Here is a 21079-nt window from a genome sequence, read left to right as displayed (position 1 = left end):
CTATTTTTAATATTCTTCATCCTTATAGCCGAGTGAGCGAATAAATTGTGGTTTATTTCTCCAATCTTTCTGGACCTTAACCCATAGCTCAAGGTACACCTTACTACCCAATAAGTTTTCTATGTCACGACGCGCCTCTTGTCCGATTTCCTTAAGCATCTTACCACCCTTACCGATAACCATGCCTTTTTGTGAATCGCGTTCTACAAAGATGGTTGCCTCGACGTGGACTTTGCCACCATCATCTTGCCCTTTCATCTTCAATACTTCAACACCAATTGCATGAGGCAATTCTTGACTGAGGCGATGCAAGGTCTTTTCTCTAATCAATTCACTAACAATAAAGAACTCAGGGTGGTCTGTAATTCTATCTTTTGGATAGTACATTGGCCCTTCTGGTAAATGGGTTTCGATTACACTGAGTAGACGGTCAATGTTGTTACCCTGTAAGGCTGATATTGGGACGATATCACTAAACTCTAATTTATCTTTGTACACTTCAATTTGCTTTAATAGCTCATCTGGGTGGACAAGATCAATCTTATTTAAGACAAGAATAATCGGCGTCTTTGTATGTTTTAACATATCAATAATGTATTCATCACCGCGACCAATTTCTTCTGCAGCATTTATGATAAACAAGATGACCTCTGTCTCACGTAAAGTGTTTCTAGCAACCTTCATCATGTGTTCACCGAGCTGATGCTTAGGTTTATGGATACCAGGCGTATCAATAAAAACGATCTGACAATCATCCTTTGTATAGACTCCCTGCACCTTGTTTCTTGTTGTCTGTGGTTTATCAGACATAATTGCAACTTTTTGACCGAGTACCTTATTCATAAAGGTAGACTTGCCGACATTTGGTCGACCTATAATGCTGACGAAACCGGATTTAAACCCTCCAAAATCCATTACTCCATATCCTTTCCACTAAAACCGAGTGGTAGTAAATCATCTACTGTGCGCTCGATCACTTCCCCACTTGGGCTGACTAAAAATACTGGCATGTCATCATGGCATAACTCTTTCATAACCTGTCTACAAGTACCACATGGGCTAGCAGGTTCTTTAGCATCTGTAACGACAACAATCGCCTTAAATTTTCTTTTATTATTTGCATAGGCACTAACTAGGGCCGTTCTTTCCGCACAAATTGTTGCTGGGTAAGCAGCATTTTCAATATTAGCACCGTAAATATACTCATCTTCATCTGTAATTAGTAACGCACCGACGTTAAAGTTTGAATAAGGTGTATAGGCATTATCTTTCGCCTTTAAAGCTTCTTCTAACCACTCAGATTTGAATTCCATTCGTTTCCTCCTAAAATATCTGAATTATATAAGGTATAAACACAGTAAAACCAATCACTACAGCATAAATACATGCAAGCACTACAGCAAAAGCTGCAACGTCTTTAGCGTATTTTGCAAATAAATTATAAGAATCTGTCGATAAATCTACAGCGTATTCAATAGCCGTATTCAATACTTCAACTATTAAAACCATAAAGATTGCTGAAGTGACAAATAACCATTCGACCTTAGATATATTAAAACAGAATCCAAAGCCGATCACTAGTGCTGCAATGATTAAATGAACTAAAAAATTATGATCTTTTTTTAGTAATCGGTACAATCCCTGGAGAGGATACTTAAATCGACTAGGATTAATCTCTTGTCACTCCAAAGGCAGTTAATATTTCTTCTTGTTTTCCATTCATTTCTTTTTCCTCATCGCTCTCCATGTGATCGTAGCCAAGCAAATGTAGAAATCCGTGTAAGCTTAAAAATAACAACTCTCTACGGTAGGAATGACCGTAATCTTCTGCTTGTTCTTTAGCACGGTCTGTAGAAATAATAATATCACCCAATGTACGTGGTGCATCTTCATGAATTAAGTTGAGTTCATCTTCTTCAAGTGCAAAGGAAATCACATCTGTAATACTGTCCTTGTCACGGTAGTCACGATTAATATCTTTAATCTCTTCATTAGATACGAAAGATACCGACACTTCTGCAGGCCCTTCTTCTTTTAAATGTTTATACGCAAATGATAAGAGGTCACTAATATCGTTTTGTTCTTCAGTTGTAACAAAACTACCTTCATCGATGAAATCTACATTAATCATAAGTTCGCATCCTTTTCGTAGGCAACTATAATCTTAGAAACAAGTGGATGTCTGACAACATCACTCTCGTCCATTCGATTAATTGCAATACCTTTAATATTCTCCAATCGCTTAACAGACTCAACTAAACCACTCTTTGTAGAACCAGGTAAGTCAATTTGAGTTTCATCACCAGTGACAATCATTTTTGAACCAAATCCGAGACGTGTTAAAAACATCTTCATCTGCATCTCAGTTGTATTTTGTGCTTCATCAAGTATGACAAAGGCGTCATTCAAAGTACGTCCACGCATGTACGCTAAAGGTGCCACTTCAATAATGCCTCGCTCAATTAGACGGTCTGTTGTTTCAGCACCTAATACGGCATGTAAACCATCATACAATGGTCTTAAATATGGATCTACCTTTTCCTTTAAATCTCCTGGTAAGAATCCGAGGTTCTCCCCAGCTTCAACTGCAGGTCTTGTAAGAACAATACGTTTAACTTGGTTTTCTCTGAGCATCTGACAAGCGATTACCACAGCTAAAAAAGTTTTTCCGGTACCAGCCGGGCCAATTCCAAAAGTTAAATCGTGTTTTTTAATATTATCGACATATACTCTCTGACCTGTTGTTTTTGCTTTTATACTCTTACCTTTAGAGTCTTTAGCTATTTCTTCATTATAGAGATCTTGTAAATATTCAATGGTTTTATTTTTAGCCATCATTGCAGCAGATTGAACATCTCTAAGAGAAATACTCATTCCCCGCTGAATTATTTTTAATAAATGAAGCAACACATCTTCAACAAGTTCGACTTTTTCTTCATCTTCTCCGCTCACAGTAATTTCATTACCAAGCGTGTGAATTTTTACGTCAAACTCTTCTTCAAGATAAGTGATGTGTGAATCATTTGCGCCTATTAAAGCTTGAGCTTCATCTAGGCTATCAATATTAATAATATTAGGCATTTACAAACCCCTTTTTAAGTAGTGTTATTCTATTTAAATTTACCACTATAAAAGTACTACTGCAATTAAGAAGTCGTAAAAAAACATGCAGGTGGTTACCTGCATGTTCTTAATTACTGCTTAGATTTTGGTTTACCGAGAATTTCCGACATAATAATACCATTCACAACAGATTTAGAATCAAAACTGATATCACCACTTGTAATATTTGTTTCCTTGATTCTATCTTTATTTTGTCTATTATTTTGTCGTTCCTCAATCATATCTTTTGTAAGACCTTCATCCATTGTTATACGCTCATCATAAGCCTCAGTGAGCACTTTCTCTTTAGCTTGATTTGCTCTGTTTGAATGTCTAGAACGGTCTGTCTTACGTTTTTCATAATCAGATACATTTTGTGAAGTATTTTGACGATTGTTAGAGCGTTGAATTGTTTCTCTAGCTTGTCTTTCTGCCGTTTGTGTTCTAGACTGATTTTCAGCTCTTTTTCTAGGTTCTGTTTGAGGTTGTCCCTCTATTTCTTTCTCAAAATTCTTCATTTCCTTCTCAAAATTTTCTTGTAAGTTTTCAAAAAATCCTTTATTCTCAGTTGTTTGGTTTTGTTGATCTTGACGTCTTCTTGGTGCAGTTTTTGACTTACGATCTAATTTAGAAGGATCGATATTACGTTTTTCTTCATTCTTTTTGTTTGATTGACTACTGATCATTGAAGAAATAATACCGAGTACAATTATAACGATTGGAATTAATTCCATTACTCATCACACCCTATTCTTCGTCGTTGTAGCGTGTAGGGTTCGTCATCTTATTAATAGAGTCTCTCATACTTGTATCAGCTTCTACATTTTTAAGATTGTAGTAATCTGAAGCACTGATATTGCCATCTTCTAATGCTTGAGCAAAGGCAAGTGGTACACGTGATTCTGCTTCTACTACTTTCGCTCTCATCTCTTGAACGCGTGCTTTCATTTCTTGCTCTTGGGCAACGGCCATTGCACGACGTTCTTCGGCTTTCGCTTGTGCAATATTCTTATCTGCAACAGCTTGTTCCGTTTGTAGATCTGCCCCAATGTTCTTACCGATATCAACATCTGCAATATCAATCGAAAGAATTTCAAAGGCAGTACCTGCATCGAGGCCTTTCGATAGTACAGTTTGTGAGATTTTTTCTGGGTTTTCTAGTACTTCAGCGTGTTTAGTTGAAGAACCAATTGTAGAAATGACACCCTCACCAACGCGGGCAATGATTGTTTCTTCACCAGCACCACCGACTAGACGTTCGATGTTTGCTCTAACTGTAATTCTAGCTTTAGCTTTAACCTCGATACCATCAACTGCAACACCTGCAATGAATGGTGTTTCAATAACTTTAGGGTTTACACTCATTTGTACAGCTTCAAGTACGTCACGTCCTGCAAGGTCGATTGCAGCACAACGTTCGAAAGTTAAATTGATGTCCGCACGTTGGGCAGCAATAAGCGCATCTACAACTCTGTCTACATTACCACCTGCTAAGAAGTGTGACTCAAGCTGGTTCGTTTTTAATTGAATTCCGGCTTTGTGTGCTTTAATCATTGGTTCAATTACACGTTTTGGTTTAACACGTCTTAGACGCATACCAACTAAAGTGAAAATACCAACTTTAACCCCTGCAGCAATTGCAGAAATCCATAAACCAATTGGTACAAACGATAAAATAATTGCTAGGGCGATAAAAATAACAACAATAATCAATAGTGTTATTATTGTCCCACCAGTAATAAATCCTAATGCCATATGTTTCTCTCCTTTGTTTTACTGTTCTTCTAACGGTCTAACGACAACTCTAGTACCTTCTACATAAATAATTTTCACCTTTACTCCACTCGCGATATAGGCGCCTTCAGCTACTGCATCAATCCGTTCATCACCGTGTCTAATTGTTCCAGAAGGTCTTAGAACGGTATGAGTAACCGCCTCTTCACCAACTAGGTGAGAGCGATCATCAAACGATGTATAACCTGACTCCTTATCAGTTGCATCATCTAAAATGAGCTTACTTAAAAAAGGTATTCTTCTTTTCTTATGTTTCACAAATATCACCCACTCTACTACTGCTAATATAAGTATTACAGCTAAGAAAACGGCATATAAACCGGGATCTTCGCTTACAACCAAAATACTCGCAGCAAATAAAATTACACCAAATATTCCTAGAATCATGCCGATCACAAAAAATTCTACAAGAATTAAAAATGCACTCAGCAAAATAAGAATTAAAGCAGTATAATTTCCACTACCTGTAAGAAAGTGACCTGTAAAGAATACAAATATTGAAATGATACTTAAGACACCAATAATATTAATTCTTTCAGAAAAGAGTTGGTAGATTACACCGAGGAAGAACAATGCTAATAATAGAAATGCGATGGGTGGTGATGTAATAATATCTACATAGTTGTTCAATATATTATAAATGTTAGATAAATACACATTAACCATGCACATCCCTCCTACTTTCGATTATACATGACAATTATGGAATTGCGATAATAAAACAAAAAAACAGCGTACATTTTTGTACGCTGTTTTATATATCACTTATCAGAGGGAAGAGTGATATTACTTGAACTTACGCTTACGCGCAGCTTCAGATTTTTTCTTACGTCTTACACTAGGTTTTTCGTAATGCTCTCTTTTACGTGCTTCTTGTAGAGTACCGCTTTTAGAAACTGTACGCTTAAAACGTCGTAAAGCATCTTCTAGTGGTTCGTTCTGTTTAACAACAGTTTTTGACATGTGTTTTCCCTCCCTCCGATAATGCAAAAGGCTAATTCACATAGTAGATACTATGTACTTTAGTATTATAATATATTGTGATTGTTTCAGTCAATATTTAATTAATAATCATTATCCGAAACTGCACCATTAACAATCGCTATCCCACTAGATGCACCGATTCTTGTTGCACCAACTTCAATCATTTTCTGGGCATCTTCAAGTGAGCGTACACCACCACTTGCTTTAACACCCATCTCTTCACCGACAGTTAAGCGCATCAATGTAACTGCTTCAACGCTTGCGCCACTGCCATTAAATCCTGTAGAAGTCTTAACAAAGTCCGCACCTGCTTCTTTACTTAATTTAGATGCAGTCACGATTTCATCTTCAGTCAATAAGGCAGATTCAATAATAACTTTAACTAAAGCATCATTATCCGCAGCATCAACTACACTTTTAATGTCTGTTCTCACGTAATCTTCATTTCCATCTTTAAGTTGACCAATGTTGATGACCATGTCGACTTCATCTGTACCATTTTCAATCGCATTTCGCGTCTCAAAAGCTTTTGTTTCTGAACTTGTCGCACCATGCGGGAAACCGATGACAGTACAAACTTTTACTTCACTGTCTTTTAATGCTTCACTTGCTGTACTCACCCATGATGGCTGGATGCATACACTAAAGAAGCCATACTCGTCAGCTTCCTTGGATAATTTTAAGATTTCTTCCTTAGTCGAAGCTGGACTTAGTAAAGTGTGATCAATATACTTTGCAATGTTCATAAGGACACTCCTAATAATTAATTTCGAGCATAATAATAATAGCACATTTTCTTTATTCGAAATAGTTACCAATTACAGATAATGCATACAATGGTGCAGTTTCAGCTCTCAATATTCTATGCCCTAAGCTGACATTTGAATCATTCTTAAATAATTCGACCTCTTTAGATGTAAAACCACCCTCTGGCCCGAAGATGAATGCAATATTTTTGGCATTTGAATGCTCTAAGACAGAAGTAATTGGTATACCAGAAATATTGTAATCCTCATAAGCGAAAAGTACCAAATCATAAGAAGAAAAATCGATTGTCTTTAAGCGACCATCAAAAGACACTTGGGGAATAACAGTTCTCTTACTCTGTTCTGCAGCCTCTCTTACAATTTTTTCAAACCGTTCTAAGCGGCTCTTTTCCTTCTTTTGATCTAGCTTAACGACACTTCTATCCGCCTTGTATAATACGAAATCAGAGGCACCTAACTCAGTAGATTTCTGTAAGACAGTATCCATCTTATCACCTTTTAAAAGTGGACTAAACACAGTGATTTGAACAGGTAATTCCACATCACTCGTCAATTGTTCCAACACTTTATATTCAAGCGGTTCGATTGAGATCAACTGAACAAAATAAGCGGTGTTCGTACAATCTACAACAGTGAAAGTATCATCTACATTAGAACGCATGACATTTCTAATATGATGATGATGTGTAGGGTCCATCTCATAAACTCCACCTATTGAAACTTCTATTTCAATAAAATAACGTTGCATTATTTCACCTTTTTCGCAAGTATTGCCACCCAGCCATCTTGTTCTAAGACATCTTCAATATTAAAGCCAACTCGCTCCATATGCTGAACAATACTATCTCTCTTTTCTGTAATAATACCAGAAGCAATAAAACTACCATTCTCTTTTAAGGTATTATAAGCATCATCGATCATCACATCGATAATATGCGCTAAGATATTTGCTACCACAACATCATATTTGCCATCTTCAGTAGTCAATAAGTCTGCACTTTCTACTTTGATTGCATCACTGCATTGATTCAGCTCAAAGTTCTCTTTTGAAACTTGTAAGGACAGATCATCAATGTCAGTTGCCTTAATATTTTTAGCGCCTAAAAGATGTGCCCCAATGGATAAAATCCCAGAACCTGTACCAACGTCAATAACATCATCGCCTTTTTGTACTACATCTTCCATCAAAGTTAAACACAGGCTAGTTGTTGCATGGTCACCGGTACCAAAAGCCATACCTGGATCAATTTTAATGACCTTATCCTCACTTTGGATATTCACGTCATCAAACTCCCATGATGGTATGATAAAGAAGTTTTTACCTACTTTAAAGTTATGAAAGTGTTTTTTCCATTCATTTTCCCAGTCAGCTTCATTGATGATTGTATGATTGATTGTAATATTTTCCTTGTCGAATAATGATCCAGTGGCTATAAAGGAGTTTATTTCTTCTAATTTATCATTAATATCTATGGTTTCATCAAAATAAACTGTAATAGTTATATCACTTTCAGGATAAACATTTGGATCTAGACGGAATTTATCGTCAAAATCAGTTACACCTTCACGTAGTATATCTAGAGCATATTCAATAGAAACACCCTTGGCTATTGTATTTAAAAACATAGTAAGAGTCTCTTCATTTTCTTTTTTGGTACCAATTGTGATCTCATGCCATTTCATCATTTACTCACCTTTGAAAAATCGTTTTGTTTTATCGAAAATGTTTTCTTGTTGCTCGTTGATATCTTCACCATTTACTTTTGCTAACTCTTTAAAAATATCTCTTTCTTCTTCAGAGAGTTTTGTAGGTGTCACCACAGTTACTGTTACGAATTGGTCACCATAACCAAATCCTTGAACATTTTTAACACCTTTTTCTTTTAATCTAAAGCGTCTACCTGATTGTGTACCTGCAGGAATCGTTAACATCACAGATGAATTGATTGTCGGAACTTTCAACTCGTCACCTAAGGCTGCTTGAGCAAATGAAATTTTTAGTTCGTAATGAATGTCATCGCCATCACGCGTGAATTTCTTATCTTGTTTAACTCTAAAGACAATATATAAGTCACCTTGTGGTCCACCATTAATACCTGGCTCACCTTCACCAGAAAGGCGGATCTGTTGTCCGTTATCAATACCCTCAGGAATTTTCACTTCAATATCAACATTCTTACTTAATGTACCATGACCGTTACAGTTATCACATGGATGTTCAATTTCTTGTCCTGTACCTGCACAAGTTGGACATTCTCTTTGTGTTTGAACTCGCCCAAATGGTGTGTTTTGTTCTACAGACACATGACCTGATCCTGAACATGTTTTACATGTCGATTTAGAAGTACCAGGTTTTGTACCATCACCATGACACACATCACATGTTACATCTTTTTTGATTGTCACAGTCTTCGTTGCACCAAAGACTGCTTCTTCAAAAGTAATCGTCATTGTATACTGCAGGTCGTCACCCTTACGTGGTGCATTAGGATCACGGCGTGCACCACCACCAAAGAATGAAGAAAAGATGTCTTCGAAGCCGCCGAAGCCACTACTGAATCCACCGCCGCCAAAGCCGCCTTGTGAGTTCATACCTTCATGACCAAAGCGGTCGTACTGCGCACGTTTATTATCATCAGATAGTACTTCATAAGCTTCTGAAACCTCTTTAAACTTTTCTTCAGAGCCTTCTTTCATATCCGGGTGATATTTCTTTGATAGCTTACGATATGCTTTTTTAATTTCATCCTGACTTGCATTTTTATCTAAGCCTAATATTTCATAATAGTCTCTTTTAGCCACAATTTTTCCCTCCAACAGTCAATATAATACCATTTAAAAAGTCAAAGCCAAACACATTGGCTTTGACTTTTTTGGTCAACTATATTATTTCTTATCGTCTTCGTCGTCTACTTCTTTGTAGTCAGCATCGATAACATCATCGTCTGCCTTTTGTTCTCCTGAACCTTCAGCACCTTCTGCATTTGCTTGTTGCTCTTGTGCCATTTGTTCATAAAGTTTTGTTGTGATTGCGTGTAAAGCTTGTTCTAACGCTTCTTTTTTCTCTTTGATTGCGTCTAAATCAGAACCTTCTAGAGCAGTCTTCAAGTCTTCTTTAGCAGTGTTAATTTGTTCTTTTTCTGATTCTTCAACTTGTTCACCAAGATCTTCAATGCTCTTATCAGCAGAGAAAATCATTTGGTCTGCTTCGTTTCTAAGGTCTGCTTCTTCTTTTTTAGCTTTATCAGCATCTGCATTTTCTTCAGCTTCTTTAACCATTCTATCGATATCGTCATCTGTTAAGTTAGAGCTTGATTCGATAGTGATTTTTTGTTCCTTACCAGTACCTTTGTCTGTCGCTGTAACATTCACGATACCATTTTTATCGATATCGAATGTAACTTCTATTTGAGGTTGACCTTTTGGTGCTGGTGGAATATCTGTCAATTGGAAGCGACCTAATGTCTTGTTATCACTTGCCATTGGTCTTTCACCTTGTACGACATGAATATCAACTGCTGGTTGGTTATCCGCTGCCGTTGAGAACACTTGTGATTTACTTGTTGGGATTGTTGTATTTCTTTCAATGAGTACTGTAGATACGTTACCCATAGTTTCGATACCTAATGATAGTGGTGTAACATCAAGTAATACAACATCTTGTACATCACCTGTGAGTACCCCACCTTGTACTGCAGCACCCATAGCGACAACTTCGTCAGGGTTTACACTACGGTTAGGCTCTTTACCTAATTCCTTAGTGATTGCATCTTGTACAGCTGGAATACGTGTTGAACCACCAACTAAGATAATTTCATCAATTTCTGATTTAGAAACACCAGCATCTTTAAGTGCTTGACGTACAGGGCCCATTGTTTTTTCAACGAGTTTGTGAGTTAACTCATCGAATTTCGCACGTGTTAATGTTGTTTCTAAGTGTAAAGGACCTGCTTCTCCAGCAGAAATAAATGGTAATGATACTTGAGTTGAAGATACACCTGATAAGTCTTTTTTCGCTTTTTCTGCAGCATCTTTAAGACGTTGCATTGCCATCTTATCTTTAGATAAGTCAATACCATTTTCTTGTTTAAATGAATCTACTAGGTAGTCAATGATGATGTCATCAAAGTCGTCCCCACCTAATCTGTTATCTCCTGCTGTAGCTAGTACATCAAATACACCGTCACCAAGTTCAAGAATTGAAACGTCGAATGTACCACCACCAAGGTCAAATACGAGAATGTTTTCTTCTTTTTCAGTCTTATCTAAACCATATGCAAGTGCTGCTGCTGTTGGTTCGTTAATGATACGTTCTACTTCTAAACCAGCAATTCTACCAGCATCTTTAGTCGCTTGGCGTTCTGAGTCGTTGAAGTAAGCAGGTACTGTAACAACCGCTTTACTTACTTTTTCACCAAGGTAACTTTCAGCTGTTTCTTTTAAGTTTTGTAAGATCATTGCTGAAATCTCTTGAGGTGTATATTCTTTGTCTTCAATTTTCTCTACATGCTCAGTACCCATGTGTCTTTTAATTGACAAGATTGTGTTAGGGTTTGTAATCGCCTGACGTTTAGCTACTTCACCAACTTGTCTTTCACCATTTTTAAATGATACAACAGAAGGCGTTGTACGGTTACCTTCAGCGTTTTGAATTACTTTTGGTTCTCCACCTTCTAATACTGATACTACTGAGTTTGTTGTTCCTAAGTCTATTCCAATTACTTTACTCATAATTATATAGCCTCCATTATATTAAATATTATTACTCGCTCACTTTGACCATTGTAGGTCGAATGACACGGTCTTTTAAAATATATCCTTTTTGGAATTCTTCTACGACTAAACCAGCATCCTTACCTTCCACAGCTTCTGTCATCACTGCTTGATGGAAATTAGGATCAAATGGCTGATCTAGTGCTTCAATTGCTTTAATATCATGGTTTTTTAATGTGTCTAATAAGTTATTATAGACCATTTCAACACCCTTATTTAAAGCTTCAAAACTCTCAGTATCGCCTTCGATGCTGAGTGCACGTTCTAGGTTATCAATGACCGGCAAGAGATTTTCAGCAAATTTTTGATCTTTATATTTGTTGTTAATCTCAGCTTCTTGCCTAGTACGGCGTTTGTAGTTTTCAAATTCCGCATAAAGTTTTAAATACTTGTTTTCAGTTGCTTCAACTTCATTTTTAAGTTCAGCAATTACATTTTCTTGTTTTTCTTCTTCAGATTCATTCGAGACAGCTTCTGTTGTATTATCATCAGTTTCAGTGGAAACCTCTACCGATTCTTCCTTAGCAGAATCAACTGTCTCCGTGTCAAGTTCTTCTGAAGTGACATCCTTCTTCTCTTCTGTCAAAGTCTACACTCCTTTTTTAAATGAGTGAAGTAAGTTAATGACGTGCTTGTACCCCATTAATTCCGGGCCAATCACCATCAAATTACCACTCAGTCCTTGATGCTCAAAATTAGTTGTAATGACTGAAACAGCCTTGTAACTATCATCCAACTCATCACCAAAATAAATACTTACATCATTAGATGATAACTTTTCTACAGTTTGTTGCAATGATTCTGACTCAATATCCTCGTAAATATGTTCTAAGGTCTCTACTTCATCTTTCATATCACTCAAGAGATAGTTAAAACCTGCATAGCCGACTGTACGCTTTGGCTGTTCTACAGCAGCAGCGATTTGTGCAGTCAACTGATCATATAAATTTCGGATTTCATGCGGTACAACTGTATGCTCATTTAAAATAAACAATGAATCATCTAAACGCTTATCTTTAAGTAAACTAGAAAATAGATTACTCAGTTTTGATAAATCGTCAACTGAAACATGTTTTCCCGTCCTTACTGGAAGCTGTTTTACACTCCCTGTATTCAAGACGATAATCGCAATACCCGCACTGTCGGTTAGAGGTGTGATGTACATACCTTTTACCTTTTCATCATCAGAACTTGCTGATACTTGAGTTAAATAGCCTGTTTCTTTACTTATAGATGTTGCAAGCGTCTGTGTAAAAGCCTCAATATCATCCACCGAACTGACAATTTCTATTGTCTGTGGCGGTGATGCCTTAATCATAGCTTTTTGTTCTTCGATGTAGAATTTCAAAGCTTTTCTCGATGGCATTCGTCCCGAAGACGTGTGAGCCTTTAGTAAAAATCCTGCTCTTTCAAGTGCTGCCATTTCATTTCTTATTGTTGCACTCGATACATCAAATTTGTATTTGTCTAATAAATACTTTGAACTAATAGGTGTCATTACATCCAAGAAATCATCTACGATAAATTTCAAAATGATTTGCTGCCTGTTCGTTAGCAAGTAATCACCTCATTAGCACTCTTCTCTCTTAAGTGCTAATAATAATTTATCAAATAGGTCAAAGTATGTCAAGGGTAAACGTTTCTTCTTTTTTAGAGCAAGAATTCAGCGAATACATCATTACCAATCATACGTCCTGACTCAGTTAAACTTACAAATCCACGACTTTGAATAATCAACTGTTTGGACTTCAACTTATCTATTGTTGGCCCGTAAACATCCTCTATAGTCAAACCGTACTTTTCAATAAATCTTTTTTCGCTAACACCTTTATTTAACCGAAGGCCTAAGAACATTTCTTCTTCATACTTATCATTTAAAGAAAGATCTAATTTTTCTTTAACTACAGAACCTGTTTCATTCATGCTTTTTATATAGTGTGGGACAGGCTTAATGTTGTAATATCTATACTCACCAGTGTAGCCGTGGCTACCAGCTCCTGCGCCAATATATGGTTCATTTAACCAGTAAGTCTTATTATGGGTCGACTCATGCTCTAAAGTTGCGAAATTAGAGATCTCATATTGTGGATAACCGAGTGCAGCTAAATCATTTATCACCTTATTATATTTTTCGCCCTCTTCTAAACTTCCTGCAATGGACATCTTACCTTGCCTAATTTTGTTATAGAACACTGTATGTGGTTCAATGATCAATGAATACCATGAAATATGTTTAGGTTTCAGTTCTTTTACATACTTTAAACTCATATCGATATCTTCAAATGTCTCCCCAGGTAGATTGTACATTAAATCTAAAGAATAATTAGATAGTCCAATTTTCTCTAGGTGATTTATACTTTGAAAGATATCGTCAAAGCTATGTGTACGTCCAAGTACTTTCAATAATTCATTATTAAAGGTCTGCACACCGAGACTAACTCTGTTGACACCGTAATTTTTTAATATATCTAACTTAGTACTCGTCAGCTCATCTGGATTAGCTTCAAATGTAAATTCCTCTGTCACAGTAAACTGTTCAGTAACAAAGCTGAGTAGTCTATCTAACTGAGTTTCATTTAGAGCGGTCGGTGTACCGCCACCAACATAGATTGTTTTTAAAGTTAACTTGCCATAAGTTTTCAACTCTAAAATTAATGCATCTATATATTCATCAACAGGCTGATTTTTAATTAGTACCTTATTAAAATCACAATAAGTACATATGCGATTACAAAAAGGAATGTGGATATACATGCTATCCATATGCGTCCTCCTAAAACTAAAGGAGAAATCCGTCGATTTCTCCTTTGTTCTGATTAATTTATTCGTCATCCATTTTTAAGACGGCTAAGAAAGCTTCTTGTGGGATTTCAACATTACCCACGGCTTTCATTTTCTTCTTACCTTCTTTTTGTTTCTCTAACAATTTCTTCTTACGGGTAATATCCCCACCATAACATTTAGATAGGACATTTTTACCCATAGATTTAATGTTAGTTCTAGAGACAATCTTTTGTCCAATTGCAGCCTGAATTGGTACCTCAAATTGCTGTCTTGGAATGATATTTTTTAATTTCTCTACGATTGCCTTACCTCTATCATAAGCAAAATCTTTATGGACAATAAAGCTAAGTGCATCGACTTTTTGAGAATTTAATAAGATATCCATCTTAACCAATTTAGACTCTTTATATCCAATTAAATCGTAATCTAATGAAGCATAACCTTTAGTATTCGATTTTAATTGATCAAAGAAGTCGAATACAATTTCCGATAAAGGAATTTCGTAGATTATATTTACACGCACATCATCTAAGTAATCCATCGTTAAAAAGTTTCCACGTTTCTTTTGACATAACTCCATGACTGATCCTACGAAATCGTTCGGCACCATAATTTGTGCCTTGACATAGGGTTCTTCAATCTTGGTCACTTTTTGTGGATCTGGCATTTGTGCAGGGTTGTCGACATTGATAACTTCACAGTCAGTCATTTCGACACTGTAAATAACAGAAGGCGCTGTAGCAATCAATTCAATACCAAATTCTCTCTCAATTCGTTCTTGAACAATCTCCATATGAAGTAAGCCTAAGAAACCAGTACGAAAACCAAAACCTAGCGCCTGAGATGTTTCCGGCTCATATTGTAATGATGAGTCATTCAATTCAAGTTTCTCCAATGCTTCTCTTAGGTCATTGTACTTATTGGAATCAATCGGATACATACCACAATATACCATCGGATTCATCTTCTTATATCCTTGTAGGGGTTCAGTTGCAGGGTTATCTGCATTCGTAATTGTATCACCTACTAAAGAATCCCCAACTTTTTTAATCGACGCGATGATATAGCCCACATCACCTGCAGATAGATCATCAACAGGTAATTGCTTTGGTGTATTAATGCCGACTTCTGTCACTTCAAATTCCTTACCACTCGCCATCATACGGATCTTATCCCCTGCTTTGACCGAACCTTCCATAATTCGAATGGAAGAAATTACACCTCTATAGGCATCAAAGGAAGAATCAAAGATAAGCGCCTTAAGCGGTGCATCGATATCACCGTCCGGTGCAGGCACAGCATCTACAATACGCTCTAATATTTCCTCGATACCTATATTTGCCTTTGCTGAGGCATAGATAGAGTCTTCTTGAGGTAAGCCGATTACATCTTCGATCTCTTCTGCAACTCTATCAGGTTCAGCTGCAGGTAGATCGACTTTATTGACAACAGGAATGAGTTCTAAATCGTTGTCTAAAGCCAAGTATACGTTAGCTAATGTCTGTGCCTCAATTCCTTGAGCTGCATCGACAACTAAGATTGCCCCTTCACATGCTGCCAATGAACGAGAAACCTCATATGTAAAATCGACGTGACCCGGCGTATCGATTAAATGAAAGGTATACTCTTCTCCGTCTTTAGCTGTATACTTTAAACGTACTGCGTTAAGTTTAATGGTAATACCGCGTTCTCTTTCAAGATCCATAGAATCAAGAAGTTGTGATTTCATATCTCTCGCATCAACACTTTTAGTATTTTCTAATAATCTATCAGCAAGTGATGATTTACCATGGTCAATGTGAGCGATGATTGAAAAGTTCCTTATATTCTTTTGTCTTTTTAACCGTTCCTGTTTATCCATATAAAAATCCAACTTTCCTCGTGTTTGCAATGCTATAATTATATCAATGCTGCACATTAACTTCAATTCATTTCGGATTGATTATTGCATAAGCATCGTATATTTGGTAAAATATCTTGTGTTGCAATAAAAGTTGTACAACTTTATGTCGGAGGTGACATTATGCCTAATATTAAATCAGCTATCAAACGTGTGAAAACGAACCAATCAGCACAAGAAGCAAACATTGCACAAAAAAATGCAATGCGTACTGCTGTAAAACGTGCTGAAACAGCTAAAGCTGAAAATGCTGAAAACACAGACGCTTTAGTATCACAAGCTGTAAAACTTATTGATAAAGCTGTGAAAAACAATCACATTCATGCAAACAAAGCTAACCGTGTAAAATCTCAATTAATGGCTAAATAAGCACAAAACCTTCTTATCATTAAGAAGGTTTTTTTATTTTACCTATATTTCTAATATAAATAATTCAAATAAAGTATTCCGATCTAAATACGATGACTTAAATTTATAGTCAATATCTCGGCATAGCATCATCTTAGATAAGAGATTTTCTAAAGGGAATTTTCTAACGTGTCTAAGCGCCAACTTCACCCTGTAGGGATGCACTTTTAATGCTTTGGCGATATTGTCCTCTTGATAACCCTGTTGATTTAAAATCTTCACTTGGTAAAACAAACGGAACTGTCCTATGATTAGATGTAACAATTTCATCGGCTCTTCTTTTTGAAGTATGAGTTCGCGTCCAAGTTGTACTGCTTTTTCCTTTTCATTTTTCAAGATAAATTCTGTCAGTAAAAATACATTTTGTTCAAGGGAAATACTAACAACTTCTTTAACATCCTCTAAAGTAATGTCACCATCTGTATAAAGCAACAGTTTTGAAAGTTCATTATGAACATTTTCATATTTATAGCTCGTTCTTTCTAAAAGCAGTTCCAATGCCTCACTATGTATCTCAATGTTTTCTTGGTTAAGGACACTTTCAACATATAAAGAAAGCTCACGTTCAGTCATTTCATTAATTTCAGTGACCTTACCTTTTTCCTTTAAGACTTTCGTTAGTTTTTTTCGGTTATCAAGCTTCTCTGTGTACACAGTAAAAAGAATCATTGTATCATCATTCTTTTTTGTTAAATAATCAAGTAACAAGTCGATATTATGATTGACAGAACCTGTATTCTTGTTTGCAGTAAATATAAGCGCATCATCAATGACCAACACTTTTCTATCTGTCAAAAATGGTAAGGTTTGAGCCTCTTCTACAACCGTTTCAATAGATGTTTCTTTTAGATTCAAACGAGTGAAATTGAAGTCATCTAAGTCACCTGCATAACTTTTAGCGATTTTTTTAACCTCATCTTCAATCCGTATGATATTGGTGCCGTACATTAATTGTAGCAATTCCATTTATAAGGCTCCTTTAAATTTATAAATATATTATAGCTTTTTTCTTTAATTTATCCTATACTATAGGTAAGTGTTTAGGGGGTAATTACATGAATAAATTTGAAAAAAATGTACAATCTAAAAATAATGATGTAATTGATTCAGGCCTCGGTTTTATCGTAGGATTTATTGGTTTTACTGTAATCTACATCATTCCTCAAATTTTCTCTATCATAGCAGGTTAAGCTAAGCTTATTTAGAGCCGTTAACTGGCTCTTTTTTTATGTCTTTTTGTAAGCAAGACTGTCGTTGAGTTAATTTTTCATGAGTACATATTGTACCATCTTTAATGCCGAACTTCACCATACCGCTATCAGCTGTTAAATAAGTTCTTATGCCTTCTAAATTTTCTATCACGCTATTATGCGGATGACCATAACGATTATTAACACCAGCTGAAATGAGTGCGATATCTGGCTCTACTGCCTCTATAAAATCTAAAGATGACGAAGTATCACTACCATGATGTCCGACTTTTAATATGTCACTTTCTAAATTATATTTACCAACCAAATCCGCTTCACGTTCAATTCCTATGTCACCAGTAAACAGTACTTTAAACTGATCTAAGGTCACTTTCAACACGACGGATTGGTTATTTGAATCATCAAGCACATCCATACTATACAGATGTTGAATGTATATCGTACCCACCATAAAATCCTCTATATTTCGACTATCTATTATTTTACTTAGGTATTCTTTAGGGATACTACTCGACCACTCCTCAAACTTCTCATCATTAGTATTCATAAGGATATTTGTTGAATCTATCTTAGATAAAATATTTAACAATTCACCACTGTGATCAATATCTAAATGACTGACTACAATCAAATCAAGTTTATCAATACCTTGTTCTTTTAAATAAGGTAGTACTGTTTTTTCACTTAAGGGAATTACTTGTTTGTTATGTAAGAATTGCCCTCCAGTATCAATTAAAATGGTCTTATTTGCTCTATAATCCTCAATTATAAAGGCATCCCCTTGTCCAACGTCTACCATGGTAAGTGTGTAATTTTGTGTAAAATTTTGATGATTTGTATATAAGACAATCGTCATCATTACAGTAGCAGTAAATATTTTAAAATACGATTTTTTTAAAGTGAAAATAATCAAACCATAACTTAAGATAAAGAGGACTAGCGTACTTAGAGGATGTAAATTTTTAATTGGCATTCTATGTTTAAAACTATGGCTTAGAAAATCAATCAAACGCTTAATACAGCTGAAAGTAAAATTGTAAATTTCGTCCATAAATACAGGTAGATGTATAAAGCTTAAAAAATTAAAGATGAGTACACTAGGGAAAATAATAAAAGAAAAGAACGGCACAAAAATAATATTTAATATTAAGCCACTTAAACTTATTTCATTAAAATGTAACAGTACAATAACAATCGTGGATAATTCACATATAACTGTAATAATGACAAGTTGACCAATACTTGAAAACTGCATGAACAGTGGCCGAGTTAAAAGAATAAAATAAGTGGTTACATATGATAACTGAAATCCTGCATGGTACATTACTGACGGATTTATAAGTACTTGAACCAAGGCACTTAATGAAATTATCGTCATATAAGGTTTTTTATCGAAGAAGGAGCAAACCAAAAGGCATACACCCATAAAAACAGCTCTTAGGACACTCGGACTGAAAAAATTAATTAAGAAGAAGCATAGTAAGACGATAATCAATATAATTTTAATGTAGTGCACTGGTGTTCTGATCATTTTCAATGCACCATATATAAAAGCACTTAAAAACGCAACATGCGTCCCCGATATAACATAAAGGTGATATATACCTAACTTTTGTAAAGCATCAAAAAATTCAGATGTTATGTAAGACTTATTTCCAACTGCCAATGTGAGCATGTCAAATTTATAGTCGTATTCAGTAATATTCAAAACCTTACTCATATAAATAAATCTAATTTGATTTATTTTTGTTTTTAAGTTGAGATCCGCTTCCTTACACTCTACACCAGATAAATTGTCTAAATAAATTCGTCCACTTAACTCATTTAAAATTAAAGATGTTCGACTATCCTTCTTTACAAAATTTCTTTGTTCTTCAGGAATACTAGTATTAAAACTCCCTGTACACTTAGAACCAAGTGGTATTATATCTAGACCTTCTTCAATATATAGTTCATATGTTTCATTGTTATTTTCTACTATGTAGTGAATACTATCTTTATAATATTTGTAGTCTATGATGTGCAAGTAATCAATTCTCTTTTCTTCTAACGTCACGTCTAGCTGATTAATTAATAAGATAACAACAATAATGACTATTGACAGGAAACTTAAAAATTTTAAGGAGAATCTATTCACTCGACTACTCCACATTAAAATTGCATAAAAAAAGAAGCCCAAAAATGGGCTTTCTAAAAAGATATAACCAATGACAACAGCTAAGAATATGTATAGTAAGACCATTACAAGGCTTCGAAATAAGCTTTTACTTTTTCCGTGTCTGTTTCTATCAGTTCATAGTTTATATTATTCTTTTCTAATAACTCTATCGCATAAGGATGGTTTTTATAATTTTCCCGATAATAAATGTTACTGATACCTGCCTGAATTAATGATTTTGTACAATGCACACATGGGAAATGTGTCACATACACTGATGCACCTTCAGTTGAGACACCAAATTTTGAGCATTGGAGCAGTCCATTTATTTCAGCATGGATGGTACGTATACAATGACCATCCTCTACATAACATCCTTCATCTATACAGTGAACTTCACCTGAAACCGAACCATTATAGCCGCCTGCTATAATGCGATTGTCTTTGACAATCGTTGCACCTACACTTAATCTCTGACAAGTTGAACGAAGGGATAATAACATTGCTTGGGCCATAAAATATTCATGCCAATTTATTCTCATAAAGCACCTCATTCTATTGTAATATGTGGTTCTAAAGTTAGAAACGTCTTATCACCAATACCTGGAATGTTCTTTATATCTTCCAATTTCATAAAGACCCCCGTCTCTTCACGGTATTCTATAATCGTTTGTGCTTTTTTCTCACCTATACCGTTTAAGGTCATCAATTCATCCAAACTTGCTGTATTGATGTTAACTTTTGCCTCACTCGTCTCTTCCGCGCTTGGTACAGTCATGGCATGTTTGATTTCCTCATGATTAATTTCACCCTTGAATGGGATATAAATGACCATTTCATCAGTTAGCTTTTTAGACTGATTAACGGTGAGTAGATCTGCATTTTCAGAAACATTTGCGATATCTAGGGCATTCTTTACCCTAGCATCAACTGGAAGTTCATAGACACCTGGTGAGTTAACTGCACCCTTCACTTCAACGTACACCGTCGTCTCTATGTTTTCTAGGTCAGCTACTTTAGCATCTACTTCACTGCCCTCAATATCTTCACTGACGTTCATAGAGATATCCTCAATAGCCACAGTGTCTTCTTTCATAAAGATAAAAAGAACAATGACCAAACCAATGAATAATCCCCCACCAGCAAGGTAAAATTTATACTGTTCGAAAAAGGTTTTGAGTTCCAATCCATCTCCTCC

At 35.7% G+C, this 21079-nt stretch carries 24 protein-coding genes; 2 read left to right on the top strand and 22 right to left on the bottom strand.

The window, feature by feature from the left end; translation table 11 throughout:
- Positions 1-6 precede the first annotated feature (6 nt).
- From era to lepA, 18 genes are all read right to left on the bottom strand, one after another.
- Positions 7-915 (bottom strand): GTPase Era, encoded by a 909-nt coding sequence (gene era, locus EYB29_RS03870; RefSeq protein ID WP_166626635.1) that lies wholly within the window; start codon positions 913-915, stop codon positions 7-9.
- Positions 915-1313, bottom strand: a complete 399-nt coding sequence (gene cdd, locus EYB29_RS03865) for a cytidine deaminase (protein ID WP_166626634.1) — start codon at positions 1311-1313, stop codon at positions 915-917. The genes era and cdd overlap by 1 nt, the downstream gene beginning before the upstream one ends.
- A 10-nt stretch (positions 1314-1323) precedes the next feature.
- Positions 1324-1674: a diacylglycerol kinase family protein gene (locus tag EYB29_RS03860; RefSeq protein WP_166626901.1), complete on the bottom strand. Its 351-nt coding sequence runs from the start codon at positions 1672-1674 to the stop codon at positions 1324-1326.
- On the bottom strand, positions 1670-2131 hold the full coding sequence (gene ybeY, locus EYB29_RS03855) for an rRNA maturation RNase YbeY (protein WP_026866428.1): 462 nt from the start codon (positions 2129-2131) through the stop codon (positions 1670-1672). The genes EYB29_RS03860 and ybeY overlap by 5 nt, the downstream gene beginning before the upstream one ends.
- Positions 2128-3081, bottom strand: coding sequence for a PhoH family protein (locus tag EYB29_RS03850; RefSeq protein ID WP_026866429.1), 954 nt, complete (start codon positions 3079-3081; stop codon positions 2128-2130). The genes ybeY and EYB29_RS03850 overlap by 4 nt, the downstream gene beginning before the upstream one ends.
- Before the next feature lie 113 nt (positions 3082-3194).
- Positions 3195-3836: a hypothetical protein gene (locus tag EYB29_RS03845; RefSeq protein ID WP_166626633.1), complete on the bottom strand. Its 642-nt coding sequence runs from the start codon at positions 3834-3836 to the stop codon at positions 3195-3197.
- Between the two features lie 13 nt (positions 3837-3849).
- Positions 3850-4857: a flotillin-like protein FloA gene (gene floA / locus EYB29_RS03840; RefSeq protein WP_035856001.1), complete on the bottom strand. Its 1008-nt coding sequence runs from the start codon at positions 4855-4857 to the stop codon at positions 3850-3852.
- A gap of 18 nt (positions 4858-4875) precedes the next feature.
- Positions 4876-5562: an NfeD family protein gene (locus EYB29_RS03835; RefSeq protein ID WP_240921824.1), complete on the bottom strand. Its 687-nt coding sequence runs from the start codon at positions 5560-5562 to the stop codon at positions 4876-4878.
- A gap of 120 nt (positions 5563-5682) precedes the next feature.
- Positions 5683-5859 (bottom strand): 30S ribosomal protein S21, encoded by a 177-nt coding sequence (gene rpsU / locus EYB29_RS03830; protein WP_026866433.1) that lies wholly within the window; start codon positions 5857-5859, stop codon positions 5683-5685.
- 101 nt (positions 5860-5960) lie between these two features.
- Positions 5961-6626, bottom strand: coding sequence for a deoxyribose-phosphate aldolase (gene deoC, locus EYB29_RS03825; protein ID WP_166626631.1), 666 nt, complete (start codon positions 6624-6626; stop codon positions 5961-5963).
- A 52-nt stretch (positions 6627-6678) separates the two neighbouring features.
- Positions 6679-7395 carry an RsmE family RNA methyltransferase gene (locus EYB29_RS03820; RefSeq protein ID WP_026866435.1) on the bottom strand — a complete coding sequence of 239 codons (717 nt, stop codon included), beginning with the start codon at positions 7393-7395 and terminating at the stop codon, positions 6679-6681.
- Positions 7395-8330, bottom strand: coding sequence for a 50S ribosomal protein L11 methyltransferase (gene prmA / locus EYB29_RS03815; protein ID WP_166626630.1), 936 nt, complete (start codon positions 8328-8330; stop codon positions 7395-7397). Before prmA ends, EYB29_RS03820 begins: the two co-directional genes overlap by 1 nt.
- A 3-nt stretch (positions 8331-8333) precedes the next feature.
- Positions 8334-9449, bottom strand: a complete 1116-nt coding sequence (gene dnaJ, locus EYB29_RS03810) for a molecular chaperone DnaJ (protein WP_026866437.1) — start codon at positions 9447-9449, stop codon at positions 8334-8336.
- Between the two features lie 84 nt (positions 9450-9533).
- Positions 9534-11378, bottom strand: a complete 1845-nt coding sequence (gene dnaK, locus EYB29_RS03805) for a molecular chaperone DnaK (protein ID WP_026866438.1) — start codon at positions 11376-11378, stop codon at positions 9534-9536.
- 31 nt (positions 11379-11409) lie between these two features.
- Positions 11410-12006: a nucleotide exchange factor GrpE gene (grpE, locus tag EYB29_RS03800; RefSeq protein ID WP_166626629.1), complete on the bottom strand. Its 597-nt coding sequence runs from the start codon at positions 12004-12006 to the stop codon at positions 11410-11412.
- A 3-nt stretch (positions 12007-12009) separates the two neighbouring features.
- On the bottom strand, positions 12010-12978 hold the full coding sequence (gene hrcA / locus EYB29_RS03795) for a heat-inducible transcriptional repressor HrcA (RefSeq protein WP_166626628.1): 969 nt from the start codon (positions 12976-12978) through the stop codon (positions 12010-12012).
- 92 nt (positions 12979-13070) lie between these two features.
- The gene (gene hemW / locus EYB29_RS03790; protein WP_166626627.1) at positions 13071-14183 is read right to left on the bottom strand and encodes a radical SAM family heme chaperone HemW; all 1113 of its coding nucleotides are present in this window, start codon (positions 14181-14183) and stop codon (positions 13071-13073) included.
- 58 nt (positions 14184-14241) lie between these two features.
- Entirely contained in the window at positions 14242-16065 is a 1824-nt protein-coding gene (gene lepA / locus EYB29_RS03785; RefSeq protein ID WP_166626626.1) for a translation elongation factor 4, read from the bottom strand.
- Positions 16066-16227: 162 nt separating this feature from the next.
- Here lepA and rpsT point away from each other — a divergent pair, with 162 nt between their 5' ends.
- Complete coding sequence (gene rpsT / locus EYB29_RS03780) at positions 16228-16473, top strand: 30S ribosomal protein S20 (RefSeq protein WP_026866443.1); 246 nt, start codon at positions 16228-16230, stop codon at positions 16471-16473.
- Between the two features lie 42 nt (positions 16474-16515).
- Here rpsT and holA read toward each other — a convergent pair whose 3' ends face one another.
- Positions 16516-17478: a DNA polymerase III subunit delta gene (gene holA / locus EYB29_RS03775; RefSeq protein ID WP_166626625.1), complete on the bottom strand. Its 963-nt coding sequence runs from the start codon at positions 17476-17478 to the stop codon at positions 16516-16518.
- Between the two features lie 89 nt (positions 17479-17567).
- On the opposite strand from holA, the gene EYB29_RS03770 reads away from it, so the two are divergent.
- Complete coding sequence (locus EYB29_RS03770) at positions 17568-17702, top strand: YqzM family protein (RefSeq protein ID WP_084145711.1); 135 nt, start codon at positions 17568-17570, stop codon at positions 17700-17702.
- 7 nt (positions 17703-17709) lie between these two features.
- On the opposite strand, the gene EYB29_RS03765 is transcribed toward EYB29_RS03770, so the two are convergent.
- The 3 genes from EYB29_RS03765 to EYB29_RS03755 are packed head-to-tail and all read right to left on the bottom strand — an operon-like array spanning position 17710 to position 21067.
- A complete protein-coding gene (locus EYB29_RS03765) occupies positions 17710-19965 on the bottom strand; it encodes a DNA internalization-related competence protein ComEC/Rec2 (protein ID WP_166626624.1) in 2256 nt (751 codons plus the stop codon).
- Complete coding sequence (locus EYB29_RS03760; protein ID WP_026866446.1) at positions 19965-20423, bottom strand: ComE operon protein 2; 459 nt, start codon at positions 20421-20423, stop codon at positions 19965-19967. Before EYB29_RS03760 ends, EYB29_RS03765 begins: the two co-directional genes overlap by 1 nt.
- Before the next feature lie 8 nt (positions 20424-20431).
- Positions 20432-21067: a ComEA family DNA-binding protein gene (locus tag EYB29_RS03755; protein WP_166626623.1), complete on the bottom strand. Its 636-nt coding sequence runs from the start codon at positions 21065-21067 to the stop codon at positions 20432-20434.
- Positions 21068-21079 lie beyond the last annotated feature (12 nt).

Origin of the sequence: Jeotgalicoccus sp. S0W5, from assembly GCF_011634875.1 — a bacterium.
Taxonomy (GTDB): domain Bacteria; phylum Bacillota; class Bacilli; order Staphylococcales; family Salinicoccaceae; genus Jeotgalicoccus; species Jeotgalicoccus marinus.
This window is presented reverse-complemented; position numbering and strand designations above follow the sequence as displayed.

Excerpts from the sequence above, each read along its gene's own strand:
- deoC (WP_166626631.1), bottom strand. The coding sequence starts at position 6,626 with ATGAACATTGCAAAGTATATTGATCACACTTTACTAAGTCCAGCTTCG.
- rpsU (WP_026866433.1), bottom strand. The coding sequence starts at position 5,859 with ATGTCAAAAACTGTTGTTAAACAGAACGAACCACTAGAAGATGCTTTA.
- rpsT (WP_026866443.1), top strand. The coding sequence starts at position 16,228 with ATGCCTAATATTAAATCAGCTATCAAACGTGTGAAAACGAACCAATCA.
- cdd (WP_166626634.1), bottom strand. The coding sequence starts at position 1,313 with ATGGAATTCAAATCTGAGTGGTTAGAAGAAGCTTTAAAGGCGAAAGAT.
- hemW (WP_166626627.1), bottom strand. The coding sequence starts at position 14,183 with ATGGATAGCATGTATATCCACATTCCTTTTTGTAATCGCATATGTACT.
- ybeY (WP_026866428.1), bottom strand. The coding sequence starts at position 2,131 with ATGATTAATGTAGATTTCATCGATGAAGGTAGTTTTGTTACAACTGAA.
- EYB29_RS03765 (WP_166626624.1), bottom strand. The coding sequence starts at position 19,965 with ATGGTCTTACTATACATATTCTTAGCTGTTGTCATTGGTTATATCTTT.
- EYB29_RS03850 (WP_026866429.1), bottom strand. The coding sequence starts at position 3,081 with ATGCCTAATATTATTAATATTGATAGCCTAGATGAAGCTCAAGCTTTA.
- EYB29_RS03820 (WP_026866435.1), bottom strand. The coding sequence starts at position 7,395 with ATGCAACGTTATTTTATTGAAATAGAAGTTTCAATAGGTGGAGTTTAT.
- EYB29_RS03835 (WP_240921824.1), bottom strand. The coding sequence starts at position 5,562 with ATGGTTAATGTGTATTTATCTAACATTTATAATATATTGAACAACTAT.
- holA (WP_166626625.1), bottom strand. The coding sequence starts at position 17,478 with ATGGAATTGCTACAATTAATGTACGGCACCAATATCATACGGATTGAA.
- lepA (WP_166626626.1), bottom strand. The coding sequence starts at position 16,065 with ATGGATAAACAGGAACGGTTAAAAAGACAAAAGAATATAAGGAACTTT.
- prmA (WP_166626630.1), bottom strand. The coding sequence starts at position 8,330 with ATGAAATGGCATGAGATCACAATTGGTACCAAAAAAGAAAATGAAGAG.
- era (WP_166626635.1), bottom strand. The coding sequence starts at position 915 with ATGGATTTTGGAGGGTTTAAATCCGGTTTCGTCAGCATTATAGGTCGA.
- floA (WP_035856001.1), bottom strand. The coding sequence starts at position 4,857 with ATGGCATTAGGATTTATTACTGGTGGGACAATAATAACACTATTGATT.
- EYB29_RS03770 (WP_084145711.1), top strand. The coding sequence starts at position 17,568 with ATGAATAAATTTGAAAAAAATGTACAATCTAAAAATAATGATGTAATT.
- dnaK (WP_026866438.1), bottom strand. The coding sequence starts at position 11,378 with ATGAGTAAAGTAATTGGAATAGACTTAGGAACAACAAACTCAGTAGTA.
- EYB29_RS03760 (WP_026866446.1), bottom strand. The coding sequence starts at position 20,423 with ATGAGAATAAATTGGCATGAATATTTTATGGCCCAAGCAATGTTATTA.
- EYB29_RS03845 (WP_166626633.1), bottom strand. The coding sequence starts at position 3,836 with ATGGAATTAATTCCAATCGTTATAATTGTACTCGGTATTATTTCTTCA.